Here is a 14,195-nt window from a genome sequence, read left to right as displayed (position 1 = left end):
TTGTCCATGGATGACGCAGGCGTAGGCTGGATTGCAGCCATCATCATCGGCGGCCTTGCAGGCTGGATCGCTTCAAGGTTCATGAACAGCGACACCGGCGTGTTCATGAACGTCATACTCGGTATCATCGGCGCGGCTGTCGCCAGCTTCATCTTCGGTTTTCTGGGCGTGTCGTTCGGTGGCTGGCTCGGATACCTCGTCGCTGGCTTCGTTGGCGCATGCATCCTGATATGGGGCGCCCGCGCCGTCAGGAGTTGAAGCCGGACGTTTTGGCCGTGTGCTGAGCGCTGCCGGCAAACCGTGGCGGGGAAAGGCGGTGGCCCGTAGAGGTCGTCGCCTGTCCGGAGAGCAATCATTCGCTGTGGGCGAGTGACGATGACGTCTTGTTCCGGGCATGCCGTACGTGAAGAGGATCGGGTCGGCAGGCTGCATGCCTCGCTGGCGCAAGCCGGGTCGGCGCTGCTCTGCCGTGAGGTTCGGTGAACCCACGGGGACCTATATGAAACTACGCTAAGTTATTGAAACGGATGGTGGGCGTGACAGGGATTGAACCTGTGACCCCTACGATGTCAACGTAGTGCTCTCCCGCTGAGCTACACGCCCATCCGATGGCGGGCTTACATCATTTTTGCTGGAGCCCGTCAATAGCGCAAATTGGAAAATTGCGCTCCTTATGCAGCCTGCAGCATCTTTTCCACCTCGTTGACGAGGTCGCGCAGGTGGAAGGGCTTGGACAGCACCTTGGCGTCGCGCGGAGCCTTGGAGTCGGGGTTCAGGGCAACGGCCGCGAAGCCGGTGATGAACATGACCTTGAGGTCGGGATCGATCTCAGTGGCACGGCGGGCAAGCTCGATACCGTCCATTTCCGGCATGACGATATCGGTCAGGAGGAGAGAGAAGGGCTCCTCGCGCAGCCGCTCATAGGCGCTGGCGCCATTGTCGAAGTCGCTGACCTGATAGCCGGCGCGTTCCAGCGCCTTCACCAGAAAGCGGCGCATATCGTCGTCGTCTTCTGCAAGCAGAATGCGTGCCATGATTTCCCGTCCGAATCACTAACCCGGCCGGCGTGTGCCCCAGCCTGATAATCTGATTGTATATGAGCCAGCGCCGGTAAAGATCAAGTGAAGACAGCGCCATACGTGCCGGTTCCTGCCTTCGTGAAGCTGTGGGCGAAGCTATGGACAGGCCCGGCCGCGAATGGCACTTTCCGGGAATGACGTTTCGCAGTTCAGAGGTTCACCGACATTGACAAGCCCGGCCGAGGATTTTTCGGTTGTTCCCGCCTTCGAGGTAAGATCGGCCGCCGAGCAGCGGGTGCCGTTCGTTTTCAGCTCGCCGCACAGCGGGCGCTATTACCCGCAGCGCTTTCTGGCGATGAGCCGGCTCGACGAGCACAATGTGCGCCGCTCCGAGGACTGCTATGTCGACGAACTGTTCGGCGGCTGTATCATGCTTGGCGCTCCCCTCCTGGCCGCCAATTTTCCGCGCGCCTATCTCGACGCCAACCGGGAACCCTGGGAACTCGATCCGCGCATGTTTTTGGAGCCGGTGCCTCCCTATTGCAACATTCGCTCCGCCCGCGTCGCGGGCGGCCTTGGCACCGTGCCGAAGCTGGTCGGCGACGGCTTCGACATCTATTCCGGCCGCCTGCCGCTGGTCGAGGCGGTGACGCGGATCGAAACCATCTACAAGCCTTTCCACGAAACCCTGAAGAAGCTTGTGATGCGCACTCATGCAGCGTTCGGCTTTGCCGTGCTGGTCGATTGCCATTCCATGCCCGCCGGTGTGCGTGTTTCCGATACGGGGCTGCGCCCCGATTTCATCGTCGGCGACAGGTTCGGCACCTCCGCCTCAAGCGCGCTGACCGTCACGGCGATCGACCTGCTTTCGGCCATGGGCTACAGCGTGGCCCACAACAAGCCCTATGCCGGCGGCTTCATCACCGAGCATTACGGCCGCCCGACACGAAAGGTTCACGCGTTGCAGATCGAGATCAATCGTGGGCTCTACATGAACGAGAGCACGCTTCAGAAGACTGCCGGATTTGATGCGCTTGTCGAGGATCTGACCCAGTTCTGCGCCGACCTGATGGCGTTGACGGATCATCATTTTCGTATCGCGCCGCTTGCCGCGGAATAAGCTTCTGCAGCCCCGTGACTTTGTCTGCGGCTTTGCTATGACTGGCTGACACCTGCGCTTTCCCGATCAGGAGACACCATTGCACATTTCACCCGATTTTCTTCGGCGCGTCGCCGGAGTTGCCGCGGCCGAGACGTTGCCCCGGTTCCGCGCTCAGGGAGCCGTCGACAACAAGGAGGCGGCTGGTTTCGATCCCGTGACCGAGGCCGACCAGCAGGCCGAACTGGCGATCCGGCGCCTGATCAATGCCGAGTTTCCCGATCATGGCATTCTGGGTGAGGAACATGGCAGCGAGAACCTCGGCAGCAGCCATGTGTGGGTGATCGACCCGATCGACGGCACCCGTGCCTTCATTTCCGGCCTGCCGGTTTGGGGCACGCTGGTGGGGCTGACGATTGATGGCGAGGCGGTCGCCGGAATGATGTCTCAGCCGTTTACCGGCGAGCTGTTCTATGCCGATGGTGCGGGATCGCACTATGAGGGACCAGGCGGGGCGCGCAGGCTTGCCACCCGCAAGACCGAAAATCTTTCCGAGGCCATCTCGTTCACCACCACGCCTTCCCTGTTTAAGGGCGATATGCGCAAACGTTACGACGCATTCGAGAGCAAGGTGCAATTGGCGCGCTACGGCACCGACTGCTACGCCTTCGCCATGCTGGCGGCGGGATGCGTCGATATCGTCATGGATCCCGGCCTGAAGCCGTATGACATCGTGGGGCTGATCCCGATCATCGAGCAGGCCGGCGGCATCGTGACCACCTTCGACGGCGGGCCTGCCGAAAATGGCGGTGACATAGTGGCGGCGGCGACGCCGCAGCTGCACGAAGCAGCAATGGCCGCTGTGCGCGGCTGAGGCCGTAAATTGCCACTCCAGCGCGGCTGATGCCGCGCTCAGCCTTCAGGCGGCCTTGAATATCTCTTCTTCGGTGCCGGGAATGAAGGCATCGAAGGCAGCCAGAAACTGCTCGCGGTAGAAGTCCGCTTCCTGCAGGATCTCGTGGCGGGAACCATCTATGGTGAGCAGCGAACTCAGCCGCAGCCGCTGGGCGTAATCGGAAGCAGCCCGTGTGGAGACGATGCTGTCGGCCCCGGCGGTCACGATCAGGGTGGGAATGCGCATGCCGGCCAGGAATTGCGGGTCGCTGACCCTGAGCACGGCCTTGCTTGCCGCACGCAGCCACCGCACCGTCAGCCCGCTGAGCGCAAGATGGGGATGCTCTTCATAAACGGACGTATTGCGCCGGTATCGGACGGGATCCGAGGTCAGGTCGTTGATCTCGAAGGGTGCCGCTGCCTTCGCCCGCTTTCTTTTGACGTACATCCGGCCAAGTCCCATGAACATGAGAGCCGTCGTCATGGTGTGGATCGACTTCATCGAGTAGCGCTGCCCCGGCATGCCGATAAGCGGGGTCAGCAGAACCATGCGCTGGACGCGGTTGACCAGCGAGGCTGACGCCAGCAGAGCGACCAGCGCGCCGGTCGAATGGGCGAGGATGTAGTAGGGGCCGCGGCAATCCGGAAGCACGACCTCCCGGAAGAAGATGTCCAGATCGTCCACATATTGGCCGAAGCTTTTGACGTATCCCTTTCGGGGATCCCGGATCAGCCGGTCCGAGCCGCCCTGACCGCGCAAATCGAAGGTCGCGGTGCCCAGCCCTCGCGCCGACAGATCGCGGATGGTCTCGAAATATTTTTCGATACACTCATTGCGACCCTGCAGCAGGACGACCGTGCCTTTTTCGGGCCGGCCGCCGGGCGCAAAGTGCGCATAGCGGATCTGCCTGCCGTCGCGGGCTCTGAAAAAGCCGCCACTGGCATTGTCGGGAACGGGGTTGTCCGTCGTGTGAAAGAAAAGCTCTGTCATACGGCCGCCGGCCTGTGCTGCGGATCTGGTCACGGTGATAGGAAGGGCACGTTCATATTGCAAAGGAAATCATTGCAGGAACAATCCGGCACGCTTGTGGCAGCGTGGGAGCCGGAAGTCGCCTCAAACGACTTCCGGCCACTGTCGACCCGGATGGAAGGGACGTTACACCCGGATCGGCTCTGGTCTGGCATCGCCGCCGTTCCGTTGCAGAGAAAGGAATAGGGCACACAAGCTGAACGGCTTTTGAGCGCGCCGTTCATCGCGCGTTCATCCCTGCGCGAATGGCATGAGCGACAGGGTCTTGAAACCGTTTTGGCAGGCACCCAAATGTACTGTGCGGTCGCCGATGTCGGGGCCGCTGGCCCGGAAAGCGCCATCAGGGTTTTCAAGTGGTCACAACGCAAACCTTGTTGCTCGACAGGAGAACACACCATGCGTCACGTTGATTTTTCGCCCCTCTATCGCTCGACCGTAGGCTTCGACCGCCTGTTCAATATGATTGACTCGCTCGGTCAGCCCGAAGGCGGCCAGTCCTATCCGCCCTACAACATCGAAAAAACCGGCGAGGATGCCTATCGCATCTCCATGGCCGTGGCCGGCTTTGCGGATGACGAGATTTCCATCGAGGCTCACCGCAATGTGCTGACCATCAAGGGTGAGCGCGGGCAGGAGACCGAAAGCGACGGCGCCGAACTGCTTTATCGCGGCATTGCCTCGCGCTCCTTCGAGCGCCGGTTCCAGCTTGCCGACCATGTCGATGTCGTCGGCGCGGCCCTCAAGAACGGCCTGCTCCACATCGACCTGAAGCGCAACATTCCCGAGGAACTGAAGCCGCGCAGGATCGCCATTACCTCTGTGCCGGCTGACAATTCCCGTCAGATCGAAGCCAAGACCGTCAACTGATCTTCTATCACTCCTCCCGAGGGAGAGGCGGCGCGGGGAAACCCGCGCCGCTTTTGCGTTCACACGGGATCAGCGGATCAGGCCAGCCAGCCGCTCTATATCATCGTTCTGCGTGGCGAAGCTGGTGACGAAACGATAGATTTTTTCGTCCTCGCCAAGCTGCCCGCTGAACCCCGCCGGCGCCGGCCATTGGTGGAAGGTCGCGCCGGCGGCCTGCAGCCTGGCGGCCATGTCATCGCCGAAGATGGCGAAAACCTCGTTGGCCTGCGGCTGCCACGCAAGGCGCGCGGTGAGGGCTGCGTCGATCGCTTCGGCAAGGCGGCTGGCCATGGCATTGGAGTGCCTGGCGTTTTCCAGCCACAGGCCGTCATGGAAATAGGCGTCGAACTGGGCGGCCACGAAGCGCGATTTCGAGAACAGCTGCCCGGCACGCTTGCGCAGGAAGGCCATTTCCCGCGCCAGATCGAGGTCGAACAACACGATGGCCTCGGCGCACCAGCAGCCGTTCTTGGTGCCGCCGAAGGACACCACGTCTATCCTCCGCTTCCACGTCATTTCCGCCGGTGTGGTTTCAAGTGCCACCAGCGCATTGGCGAAGCGCGCGCCGTCCATGTGCAGGGGCAGGCAGCGGCTGCCGGCGATGGTGGAAATCGCCTCGATATCCTGCAGTGAGTAGACAGTGCCTATTTCGGTCGACTGGGTGATCGATATGGTGGCCGGACGCCCGGTGTGAACTGATTCGGGGAAGAAATGGCCGAGTGCCTTCTCCAGCGCTGCCGGGTCCATGCGGCCGAGGCTGCCATCGATGCCGAGCAGCCGCCCGCCGCCGGAGAAATATTCGACCGCCCCGCACTCGTCCTCCATGACATGCGCTTCCCGGTGGCAGAATGAAATGCCGCCGGGCTTTCCATAAAGGGCCAGGGAAAGCGAGTTGGCCGCCGTGCCGGTGGACACGAAGAACACCGCCACTTCGCGTTCGAAGACTTCGCTGAATTTTTCATAGACGGCACGGTCGAGATCGCCATCGCCATAGGCCGTGCTGAAGCCCGCCGCAGCCCCTGACATGCGCGCGGCAACGGCAGGGTGGGCGCCGGCCCAGTTGTCTGACGCGAAGAACATTTCCGGCTCCGATGCTGCTGCTTTTCAGGTGCGCAATTGATCCTTTTCAGCAGCGCCTTGCAAGGTAGCGACAGGCATTGTGCCGCTTTGCTGCCCGCAAGTGGCTTCGGAGTGAGCAAGAATCGACGGAAAGTTTCCCTTTGCGTCAGGCTTTCGCAACTTTCTATCCAAAAGACGCAATTTTTTTCATCAATCGGTCTTGTGCGCTTTTTTGATTTCTGCCATAGAAATTTAGGACAGCAATGCTGTCTTATTTATCCGCGCAAAGCAGCCCGGATCGGCGTATAGTGAAATTGTCGATCCGACTGGTGGCGCAAGCGGCTTTTCCCCGCTGACCGGCGGGGCGTGAAGAGTTCTCGCCAGCGGTTACGCATACCCAACCGGGAGCTTGATGCTCCCCAAGGCAACCAGACGCCTCTCCGGCGCGAAAATGGAGGACGACAGCGATGACGCATGTGACGCCATCTGTGACGACGGATTTCAGGCCGGCCGCACAGACCGGGGCGGCCACCACGAAACGCATCGCTAACCGGGGCATTCCTCCCTCCGCGCAGGGCCTATACGATCCGCGCAACGAACATGACGCCTGCGGCGTCGGCTTCATCGCCAACATGAAGGGCGTGAAGTCGCACCAGATCGTCCGGGATGGCCTGTTCGTTCTGGAAAACCTGACTCATCGCGGCGCGGTGGGCGCCGACCCGCTGGTCGGCGACGGCGCGGGCGTGCTCGTGCAGATGCCCGACCGTTTCTTTCGCGAGGAAATGGCGACGCAGGGCGTCGAACTGCCGCCATCCGGCCGTTACGGCGTCGGCCACTGGTTCATGCCGCAGGACGAGGCCGCGCGCGCCCATGTGAACGATGTGATCGTGGAATCGGCGCAGTCCGAAGGTTTCACCATTCTGGGCTTCCGCGAAGTTCCCGTCGACAATTCGTCGCTTTCCAGCGCACCGGAGATCGTCGCCGCCGAACCATTCCACACGCAGGTCTTCTTTGACCGGCCCTCCGACGCCGGCGACGATGATGAGTATGAGCGCCGTCTCTATATCCTGCGCAAGGTCATCTCCGGCCGCATCTATGCCGAGAACGACAATCGCGACGTCGGCTCCTATTGCGTGTCGCTGTCGGCCCGCACCATCGTCTACAAGGGCATGTTCCTCGCCAATCAGGTGGGCGCCTATTACACGGACCTTCTCGATCCGCGATTCGAATCGGCGCTGATCCTCGTCCACCAGCGCTTTTCGACCAACACCTTCCCGTCGTGGAAGCTGGCGCATCCTTACCGCATGGTCGCGCACAATGGCGAGATCAACACGGTGCGCGGCAACAACAACTGGATGGCGGCGCGTCAGGCGTCGGTGGACAGCGAGCTGTTCGGCAACGACATCTCGAAGCTGTGGCCGATCTCCTATGAAGGCCAGTCCGACACGGCCTGCTTCGACAACGCGCTCGAATTCCTGTTCCAGGGCGGCTACAGCCTCGCCCATGCCATGATGATGCTGATCCCGGAAGCCTGGGCCGGCAACAAGCTGATGGGCGACGAACGCAAGGCGTTCTACGAATATCACGCCGCCCTGATGGAACCGTGGGACGGGCCGGCCGCCGTGGTGTTCACCGACGGGCGCCAGATCGGCGCGACGCTCGACCGCAACGGGCTCAGGCCCGCGCGCTACATCGTCACCGACGACGACCGCGTCATCCTCGCCTCCGAGGCCGGCGTGCTGCCGGTGGCGGAAGAGCACATCGTCACCAAGTGGCGCCTCCAGCCGGGGCGCATGCTGCTGATCGACCTCGAAAAGGGCCGCATCGTCTCCGACGAGGAAATCAAGACCGAGATCGCCACCCGGCACCCCTACGGCAAGTGGCTGGCGAACACGCAGCTCATCCTCGAAGACCTCAATCCGGTCGAGCCACGCGCGCTGCGCAAGGACGTGTCGCTGCTCGATCGCCAGCAGGCCTTCGGCTACAGCCAGGAGGACCTCAAGCTCCTGATGTCGCCCATGGCGACGACTGGGCAGGAGGCCGTCGGCTCGATGGGCACCGACACGCCGATCGCGGCCATGTCGGACAAGCCGAAGCTTCTCTACACCTATTTCAAGCAGAACTTCGCGCAGGTCACCAATCCGCCGATCGACCCGATCCGCGAGGAACTGGTGATGAGCCTCGTGTCCTTCATCGGGCCGAGGCCGAACATCTTCGACCTCGTCGGCACCTCGCGCCGCAAGCGGCTGGAGGTGCGCCAGCCCATCCTCACCAATGCGGACCTCGAAAAGATCCGCTCCATCGGCCATACCGAAGAGCGCTTCGACACCAAGACCATCGACATTACCTATTCGGTGACGGAAGGGGCCGAAGGCATGCCGGCGGCCATCGAGCGGCTGTGCGAGCGGGCCGAGGCGGCGGTAGCCGGCGGCTACAACATCATAATCCTGTCCGATCGCCAGATCGGGCCGGACCGCATCGACATTCCGACCCTTTTGGCCACGGCGGCGGTGCATCATCACCTGATCCGCAAGGGGCTGCGCACCTCGGTCGGGCTGGTGGTGGAATCGGGTGAGCCGCGCGAGGTGCATCATTTCTGCTGCCTTGCCGGCTATGGCGCCGAGGCGATCAATCCCTATCTCGCCTTCGACACGCTGGTCGACATGCACGCAAAGGGGCAGTTCCCGCCGGAAGTGGACCCGCAGGAGCTTGTCACTCGCTACATCAAGTCGATCGGCAAGGGCATCCTCAAGGTGATGTCCAAGATGGGCATCTCGACCTACCAGTCCTATTGCGGCGCGCAGATCTTCGACGCGGTCGGGCTGAAGTCCGAATTCGTCGACCGCTATTTCACCGGCACGGCCACGCTCATCGAGGGCGTGGGGCTGGAGCACATCGCGGCCGAGACGGTCGCCCGCCATGCGTCCGCCTTCGGCGATGATCCGGTGCTGCGCCGGGCGCTGGAAGTGGGCGGCGAATACATGTTCCGCATGCGCGGCGAGGCGCACGCCTGGACGCCGGATGCGGTCGCGACCCTTCAGCATGCGGTGCGGCAGGGATCGGCCGAGACCTTCAGGCAATTCTCTGAACAGGTGAACGACGCCACGGCCAATGCCCACGCCATTCGCGGCCTGTTCAGGATCAGGACGGCGGAAGAGGTCGGCCGCAAGAAGGCGCGGCTGGACGACGTGATGCCGGCCGCCGAGATCGTGAAGCGCTTCTCCACCGGGGCCATGTCCTTCGGCTCGATCTCCCGGGAGGCGCACACCACGCTTGCCGTCGCCATGAACCGCATCGGCGGCAAGTCGAACACGGGCGAGGGCGGCGAGGAGCCGGACCGCTATCTGCCGCTGCCGGGCGGCGGGGCTAACCCCGAGCGCTCGGCGATCAAGCAGATCGCCTCCGGCCGGTTCGGAGTGACGACGGAATATCTCGTCAATTCCGACATGATGCAGATCAAGGTGGCGCAAGGGGCGAAGCCCGGCGAAGGCGGCCAGCTTCCGGGCCACAAGGTCGATGCCACCATCGCCAAGACGCGGCATTCGACGCCGGGCGTGGGCCTGATCTCGCCGCCGCCGCATCATGACATCTATTCGATCGAGGATCTGGCGCAGCTCATCTACGACCTGAAGAACGTCAATCCGCGCGCCGACGTGTCGGTCAAGCTGGTGTCGGAAGTGGGCGTAGGCACGGTCGCGGCCGGCGTCGCCAAGGCGCGCGCCGATCACATCACCGTTTCCGGCTATGACGGGGGCACCGGCGCATCGCCGCTCACCTCGCTCAAGCATGCCGGTAGCCCGTGGGAGATGGGCCTTGCCGAAACCCACCAGACGCTCGTGCTGAACGGCTTGCGCAGCCGCGTTGCCCTGCAGGTCGACGGCGGTCTGCGCACCGGGCGCGACGTCATCATCGGCGCGCTTTTGGGCGCCGACGAGTTCGGCTTCGCCACCGCGCCGCTGATCGCGGCCGGCTGCATCATGATGCGCAAGTGCCACCTGAACACCTGCCCAGTGGGTGTGGCGACCCAGGATCCGGTTCTGCGCAAGCGCTTCAAGGGCACGCCGGAGCACGTCATCAACTACTTCTTCTATGTCGCGGAAGAGGTGCGCGAGCTTCTGGCCGAAATGGGCTTTACCCATCTCGACCAGATCATCGGCAACACCGATCTGCTCGAAAAGCGCGCGCTCATCGACCACTGGAAGGCGCGTGGGCTCGATTTCTCGCGCCTGTTCCACAAGCCGGACGCACCGGCCGACCAGACGCACTGGACCGAGCGCCAGAACCATCCGATCGACGATGTGCTCGACCGCAGGCTGATCGAGCTTGCCGCACCGGCGCTCGACGCCCGGCAGGCGGTGACCATCGAGGTTCCGATCCGCAATGTGGACCGTTCGGCGGGCGCCATGCTCTCCGGCGAAGTCGTTCGCCGCTTCGGCCACAAGGGACTGCGCCCGGACACGATCGCGGTCACGCTCACAGGAACCGCCGGCCAGTCCTTTGCGGCGTTCCTGTCGCGCGGGGTGTCGTTCGAGCTGGTTGGCGACGGCAACGATTATGTCGGCAAAGGTCTTTCGGGCGGCCGCATCGTCATCCGCCCGCCGCATGACACGAGGATCGTGGCCGCGGACTCCATCATCGCCGGCAACACCGTGCTCTACGGGGCCATCGAGGGCGAGGCCTATTTCGCGGGCGTCGCCGGAGAGCGGTTTGCCGTGCGCAATTCGGGGGCCATCGCGGTTGTCGAGGGCGTCGGTGATCATGGCTGCGAATACATGACCGGCGGCGTGGTGGTGGTGCTTGGACGCACGGGTCGCAACTTCGCGGCCGGCATGTCCGGCGGTGTTGCCTATGTGCTCGATGAGGACGGCGATTTCGCGCAGCGCTGCAACATGGCGATGGTCGAGCTGGAACCGGTGCCGGAAGAGGACGACATCCTTGAAAAGCTGCACCATCATGGTGGTGACATCGCCCACAAGGGCAGGGTCGACGTGTCCGGCGACATGACCAGCCATGACGAGGAGCGCCTTTACCAGCTCATCCTCAACCATGTGCACTATACGGGTTCCAGGCGCGGCCGCGCCATCCTTGACGAATGGGCAAGCTACCGGCCGAAATTCCGCAAGGTCATGCCGGTCGAGTATCGCCGTGCCCTCATGGAGATGGAGCGCGCCCGCATGAACGTGGCGGCGGAATAGGAATGAGCACGCCGCTCTTCCTCTACGGTGTTCCGCCAGACCTCAAACCGGGGGCGCGTCCGCGCTAGCCTGAGGAGCCTTGCCGCGCAGGGTTCCCGTACCCGTCGGGCGCGGCGTCGCGCCCGGAACCGTCAGCACCCGTACGAACGGCCCGCGCGCCATGCGCCTGCGTGCCGCACGCAAAGGTCAAGGAAGCATAATGGGCAAGGTAACTGGTTTTCTGGAGATCGACCGGCAGGTTCACAAGTATCAGCCTGCATCCGATCGCATACGTCATTTTCGCGAGTTCACGCTGCCCCTGTCGGACAGCGAGGTGGAAAAGCAGGCGGCGCGCTGCATGGATTGCGGCATTCCGTTCTGCCATGGGCCGACCGGCTGCCCGGTGCACAACCAGATCCCCGACTGGAACGATCTCGTCTACAACGGCGAGTGGGAGACGGCGATCCGCAACCTGCACTCTACCAACAATTTTCCCGAGTTCACCGGCCGCATCTGCCCCGCGCCCTGCGAGGAAGCCTGCACGCTGAACCTCGAGGACATTCCGGTCGCCATCAAGACGGTAGAGCAGGCGCTGGCCGACAAAGCCTATGAGATCGGTTACATCCGGCCCTATCCGCCGCTGATGAAGACCGGCAGGCGGGTCGCCATCATCGGTTCCGGCCCGGCCGGAATGGCCGCCGCCCAGCAGCTTGGCCGGGCCGGCCACGAGGTGCATGTCTATGAGCGCGAGAGCCGCCCCGGCGGGCTGATGCGCTACGGCATTCCCGACTTCAAGATCGAGAAGCATTTCATCGACCGGCGCATCGAGCAGATGCAGGGCGAAGGCGTGACCTTCTTCTGCGGTGTCAATATCGGCGTCGACAGGAGCGTGGACAGCCTGCTGGCGGAGTATGACGCGGTGCTTTACTGCGGCGGCTCCGAAACGCCGCGCGCTGCCGGCATTCCCGGCGCCGATCTGGAAGGCGTGCACGACGCCATGCCCTATCTGGTGCAGCAGAACCGCCGCGTCGGCGGAGAAGACATCCAGTCGGTGGCATGGGCGGCCCCCGAAATCCTCGCCAACGGCCAGCATGTCGTGGTGGTCGGCGGCGGCGACACCGCCTCCGACTGCGTCGGCACTGCCTTCCGGCAGGGAGCCGTGCGCGTCACCCAGCTCGACATCCGGCCGCAGCCGCCCGAGAAGGAGGACAAGCTTTCGGTCTGGCCCTACTGGGCCACCAAGATGCGCACCTCCTCAAGCCAGGCGGAAGGCGCAAATCGCGAATTTCAGGTGGCGACGCTGGAATTCATCGGCGAGGACGGCAGGCTTGTCGGCGTCAAGTGCTGCGAGGTGGACGAGAAGCGCAAGCCCATCGCGGGCAAGGAATTCGTCATCCGCGCCGATCTCGCCTTCATCGCCATCGGCTTTGCCGGACCGTTCCGGAAGGGCGTGCTGACGGAGCTGGACGGCCGCATGACGACGATAACCGACAACCGGCGTTCGACCAACATCGCCGCCAGCGACCGCGACTATCGCACCAGCATGGACCGCCTGTTCGCTGCCGGCGATGCACGGCGGGGTCAGTCGCTGGTGGTGTGGGCGATCCGCGAAGGCCGGCAGGCCGCGTGCGCCATCGACGAGGCGCTGATGGGGGTGTCGCTGCTGCCGCGGTGACGGCGATCGAAGGGCAATTGCGAAAGGAAGGCCGCCGACACCTTTGCCGGAAAGGCATCAGTTCCTGCGCGTGACGGAACCGGTCGTCTCCTGCGGCGAGGTCGTCGCGGTCGTGCGCTGCGGCGGCCATGTGAAATCGTCGGCCCGGCCAGGAGAGACCTTGCCGGCCTCACGTGTATCCTGCTCTTTTTTTGCAGGGGCGTCTTTGGTCGGCAGGGATGCGCCGAGCAGTTCCGTGCCGCCGTCCAGGGCCGGGTCGCTCAGCAGCATCGGCGGCGTGCGGTCGATGTTGACCGGCATCTGCGGGCTGTCCGGCGAGCCGGGGATCGGGGCCGGAAGCACCGGATCTGCCGTCGTGGCATTCGGAGAAGCCAGCCCGAGCAGCTTCAGCAGCGGCTTTTCGGTGTAGAAGGCAACCTTGCGCTTGCCGGCCCGCGTCATGTTGATGCCGTCCTCGGCGCGCAGGGTCACGGGCTGGCCGTTGATGTCGGGGCCTCTGGTGATGAAGGCGCCGTTTTCGTCGACGAAGCCTTCCCATATGTCGACGAATTCCCCGCCGGCGCTCTCGGCCGCATCGCGGTAGATCTCGTTGAGGGCAAGCATGTCTGAAGTCATCGTGCCCGGCCGGAAGGAAGGCATGCCCACCCACAGGAAGGGCAGCTTCGCCTCAGTGATGTGCTTGCCGAAATTCACGGTCCGCTGCTTGTATTCCTGTGTCCAGCCTTCCGTGCGCGGCGCTTCGCGGCCATCGCCGACCTTCATCTGCTGGCGGTCGTTGGACCCCATCATCACCAGAACGACGGCCGGCTTCTCGGTTTCCAGTATGGGCCCGATTTCGCCCGGCCAGTTGTAATAGTCGTCACGCACGAAACCGGACGAGCCGTTGGAGCGGTCCACCACGCGCACGGCCGGGTTCTCTGCGAAGACGGTTGTCAGCCCATCGGCCAGCCCGCTGGCCAGAAAGTCGCCCACCACGAGCACGACGCGCGCGTCGGATGCCTTTTCCACCACCGGAGCGGGCGGCGGGGCGGGCTCTGCCGGCCTGGCGCGCACCACATTCTTCCTGGCGGCAGGAGCCTGGGTTCTCGGCTGCTGCTTCTGTGGCACGGCGGAGGGAGGTTCTTCGACCCGCTCGGCGCGCCGCGGCGAGAACAGGTTGCGCAGCCACGGCCGCAGCTGCAGATCCTGCCCGTAGGCGGGTGAAGACTGCAATGAGGCGCCGGCGCCCACAACCAGAACGGCAAAGCCCGCCAGCAGGGCAGGCTTTGCCATTTTTCCGATCCGCTGAGACAATGGCAAAGCCAAGGCGACCCCTCTCCGAGCCTGAAGACTTATACGG

10 protein-coding genes and 1 tRNA gene are annotated in these 14,195 nt (G+C 63.6%); 6 read left to right on the top strand and 5 right to left on the bottom strand.

Going from position 1 to position 14,195, the window contains the following annotated elements; genetic code table 11:
• Positions 1-6 precede the first annotated feature (6 nt).
• Positions 7-258, top strand: a complete 252-nt coding sequence (locus AC5XE7_RS10515; RefSeq protein WP_183831848.1) for a GlsB/YeaQ/YmgE family stress response membrane protein — start codon at positions 7-9, stop codon at positions 256-258.
• 270 nt (positions 259-528) lie between these two features.
• Here the strand turns inward: AC5XE7_RS10515 and AC5XE7_RS10510 are convergent.
• Both AC5XE7_RS10510 and cpdR read right to left on the bottom strand, forming a co-directional pair.
• Positions 529-603: transfer RNA gene (locus tag AC5XE7_RS10510), tRNA-Val, on the bottom strand.
• A 68-nt stretch (positions 604-671) separates the two neighbouring features.
• Positions 672-1,034, bottom strand: a complete 363-nt coding sequence (cpdR, locus tag AC5XE7_RS10505) for a cell cycle two-component system response regulator CpdR (RefSeq protein ID WP_183831847.1) — start codon at positions 1,032-1,034, stop codon at positions 672-674.
• 163 nt (positions 1,035-1,197) lie between these two features.
• Here cpdR and AC5XE7_RS10500 point away from each other — a divergent pair, with 163 nt between their 5' ends.
• Together AC5XE7_RS10500 and hisN are read left to right on the top strand one after the other, a co-directional pair.
• Positions 1,198-2,139: an N-formylglutamate amidohydrolase gene (locus AC5XE7_RS10500; protein WP_495365977.1), complete on the top strand. Its 942-nt coding sequence runs from the start codon at positions 1,198-1,200 to the stop codon at positions 2,137-2,139.
• Between the two features lie 79 nt (positions 2,140-2,218).
• Positions 2,219-2,992, top strand: coding sequence for a histidinol-phosphatase (gene hisN, locus AC5XE7_RS10495; RefSeq protein ID WP_495365976.1), 774 nt, complete (start codon positions 2,219-2,221; stop codon positions 2,990-2,992).
• 45 nt (positions 2,993-3,037) lie between these two features.
• On the opposite strand, the gene AC5XE7_RS10490 is transcribed toward hisN, so the two are convergent.
• Positions 3,038-4,003, bottom strand: a complete 966-nt coding sequence (locus tag AC5XE7_RS10490; RefSeq protein ID WP_495365975.1) for an alpha/beta fold hydrolase — start codon at positions 4,001-4,003, stop codon at positions 3,038-3,040.
• A 435-nt stretch (positions 4,004-4,438) separates the two neighbouring features.
• Here AC5XE7_RS10490 and AC5XE7_RS10485 point away from each other — a divergent pair, with 435 nt between their 5' ends.
• A complete protein-coding gene (locus AC5XE7_RS10485; RefSeq protein ID WP_183831843.1) occupies positions 4,439-4,909 on the top strand; it encodes an Hsp20 family protein in 471 nt (156 codons plus the stop codon).
• A gap of 69 nt (positions 4,910-4,978) precedes the next feature.
• Here AC5XE7_RS10485 and AC5XE7_RS10480 read toward each other — a convergent pair whose 3' ends face one another.
• A complete protein-coding gene (locus AC5XE7_RS10480) occupies positions 4,979-6,028 on the bottom strand; it encodes a threonine aldolase family protein (protein ID WP_495365974.1) in 1,050 nt (349 codons plus the stop codon).
• 446 nt (positions 6,029-6,474) lie between these two features.
• Here AC5XE7_RS10480 and gltB point away from each other — a divergent pair, with 446 nt between their 5' ends.
• Together gltB and AC5XE7_RS10470 are read left to right on the top strand one after the other, a co-directional pair.
• On the top strand, positions 6,475-11,202 hold the full coding sequence (gene gltB / locus AC5XE7_RS10475; RefSeq protein ID WP_495365973.1) for a glutamate synthase large subunit: 4,728 nt from the start codon (positions 6,475-6,477) through the stop codon (positions 11,200-11,202).
• Between the two features lie 199 nt (positions 11,203-11,401).
• Positions 11,402-12,856 carry a glutamate synthase subunit beta gene (locus AC5XE7_RS10470; protein ID WP_495365972.1) on the top strand — a complete coding sequence of 485 codons (1,455 nt, stop codon included), beginning with the start codon at positions 11,402-11,404 and terminating at the stop codon, positions 12,854-12,856.
• A 57-nt stretch (positions 12,857-12,913) separates the two neighbouring features.
• On the opposite strand, the gene AC5XE7_RS10465 is transcribed toward AC5XE7_RS10470, so the two are convergent.
• The gene (locus tag AC5XE7_RS10465; RefSeq protein ID WP_495365971.1) at positions 12,914-14,128 is read right to left on the bottom strand and encodes an SGNH/GDSL hydrolase family protein; all 1,215 of its coding nucleotides are present in this window, start codon (positions 14,126-14,128) and stop codon (positions 12,914-12,916) included.
• Positions 14,129-14,195 lie beyond the last annotated feature (67 nt).

The sequence above is a fragment of the Aquamicrobium sp. YD-1-mutant5 genome (assembly GCF_059509755.1).
This window is presented reverse-complemented; position numbering and strand designations above follow the sequence as displayed.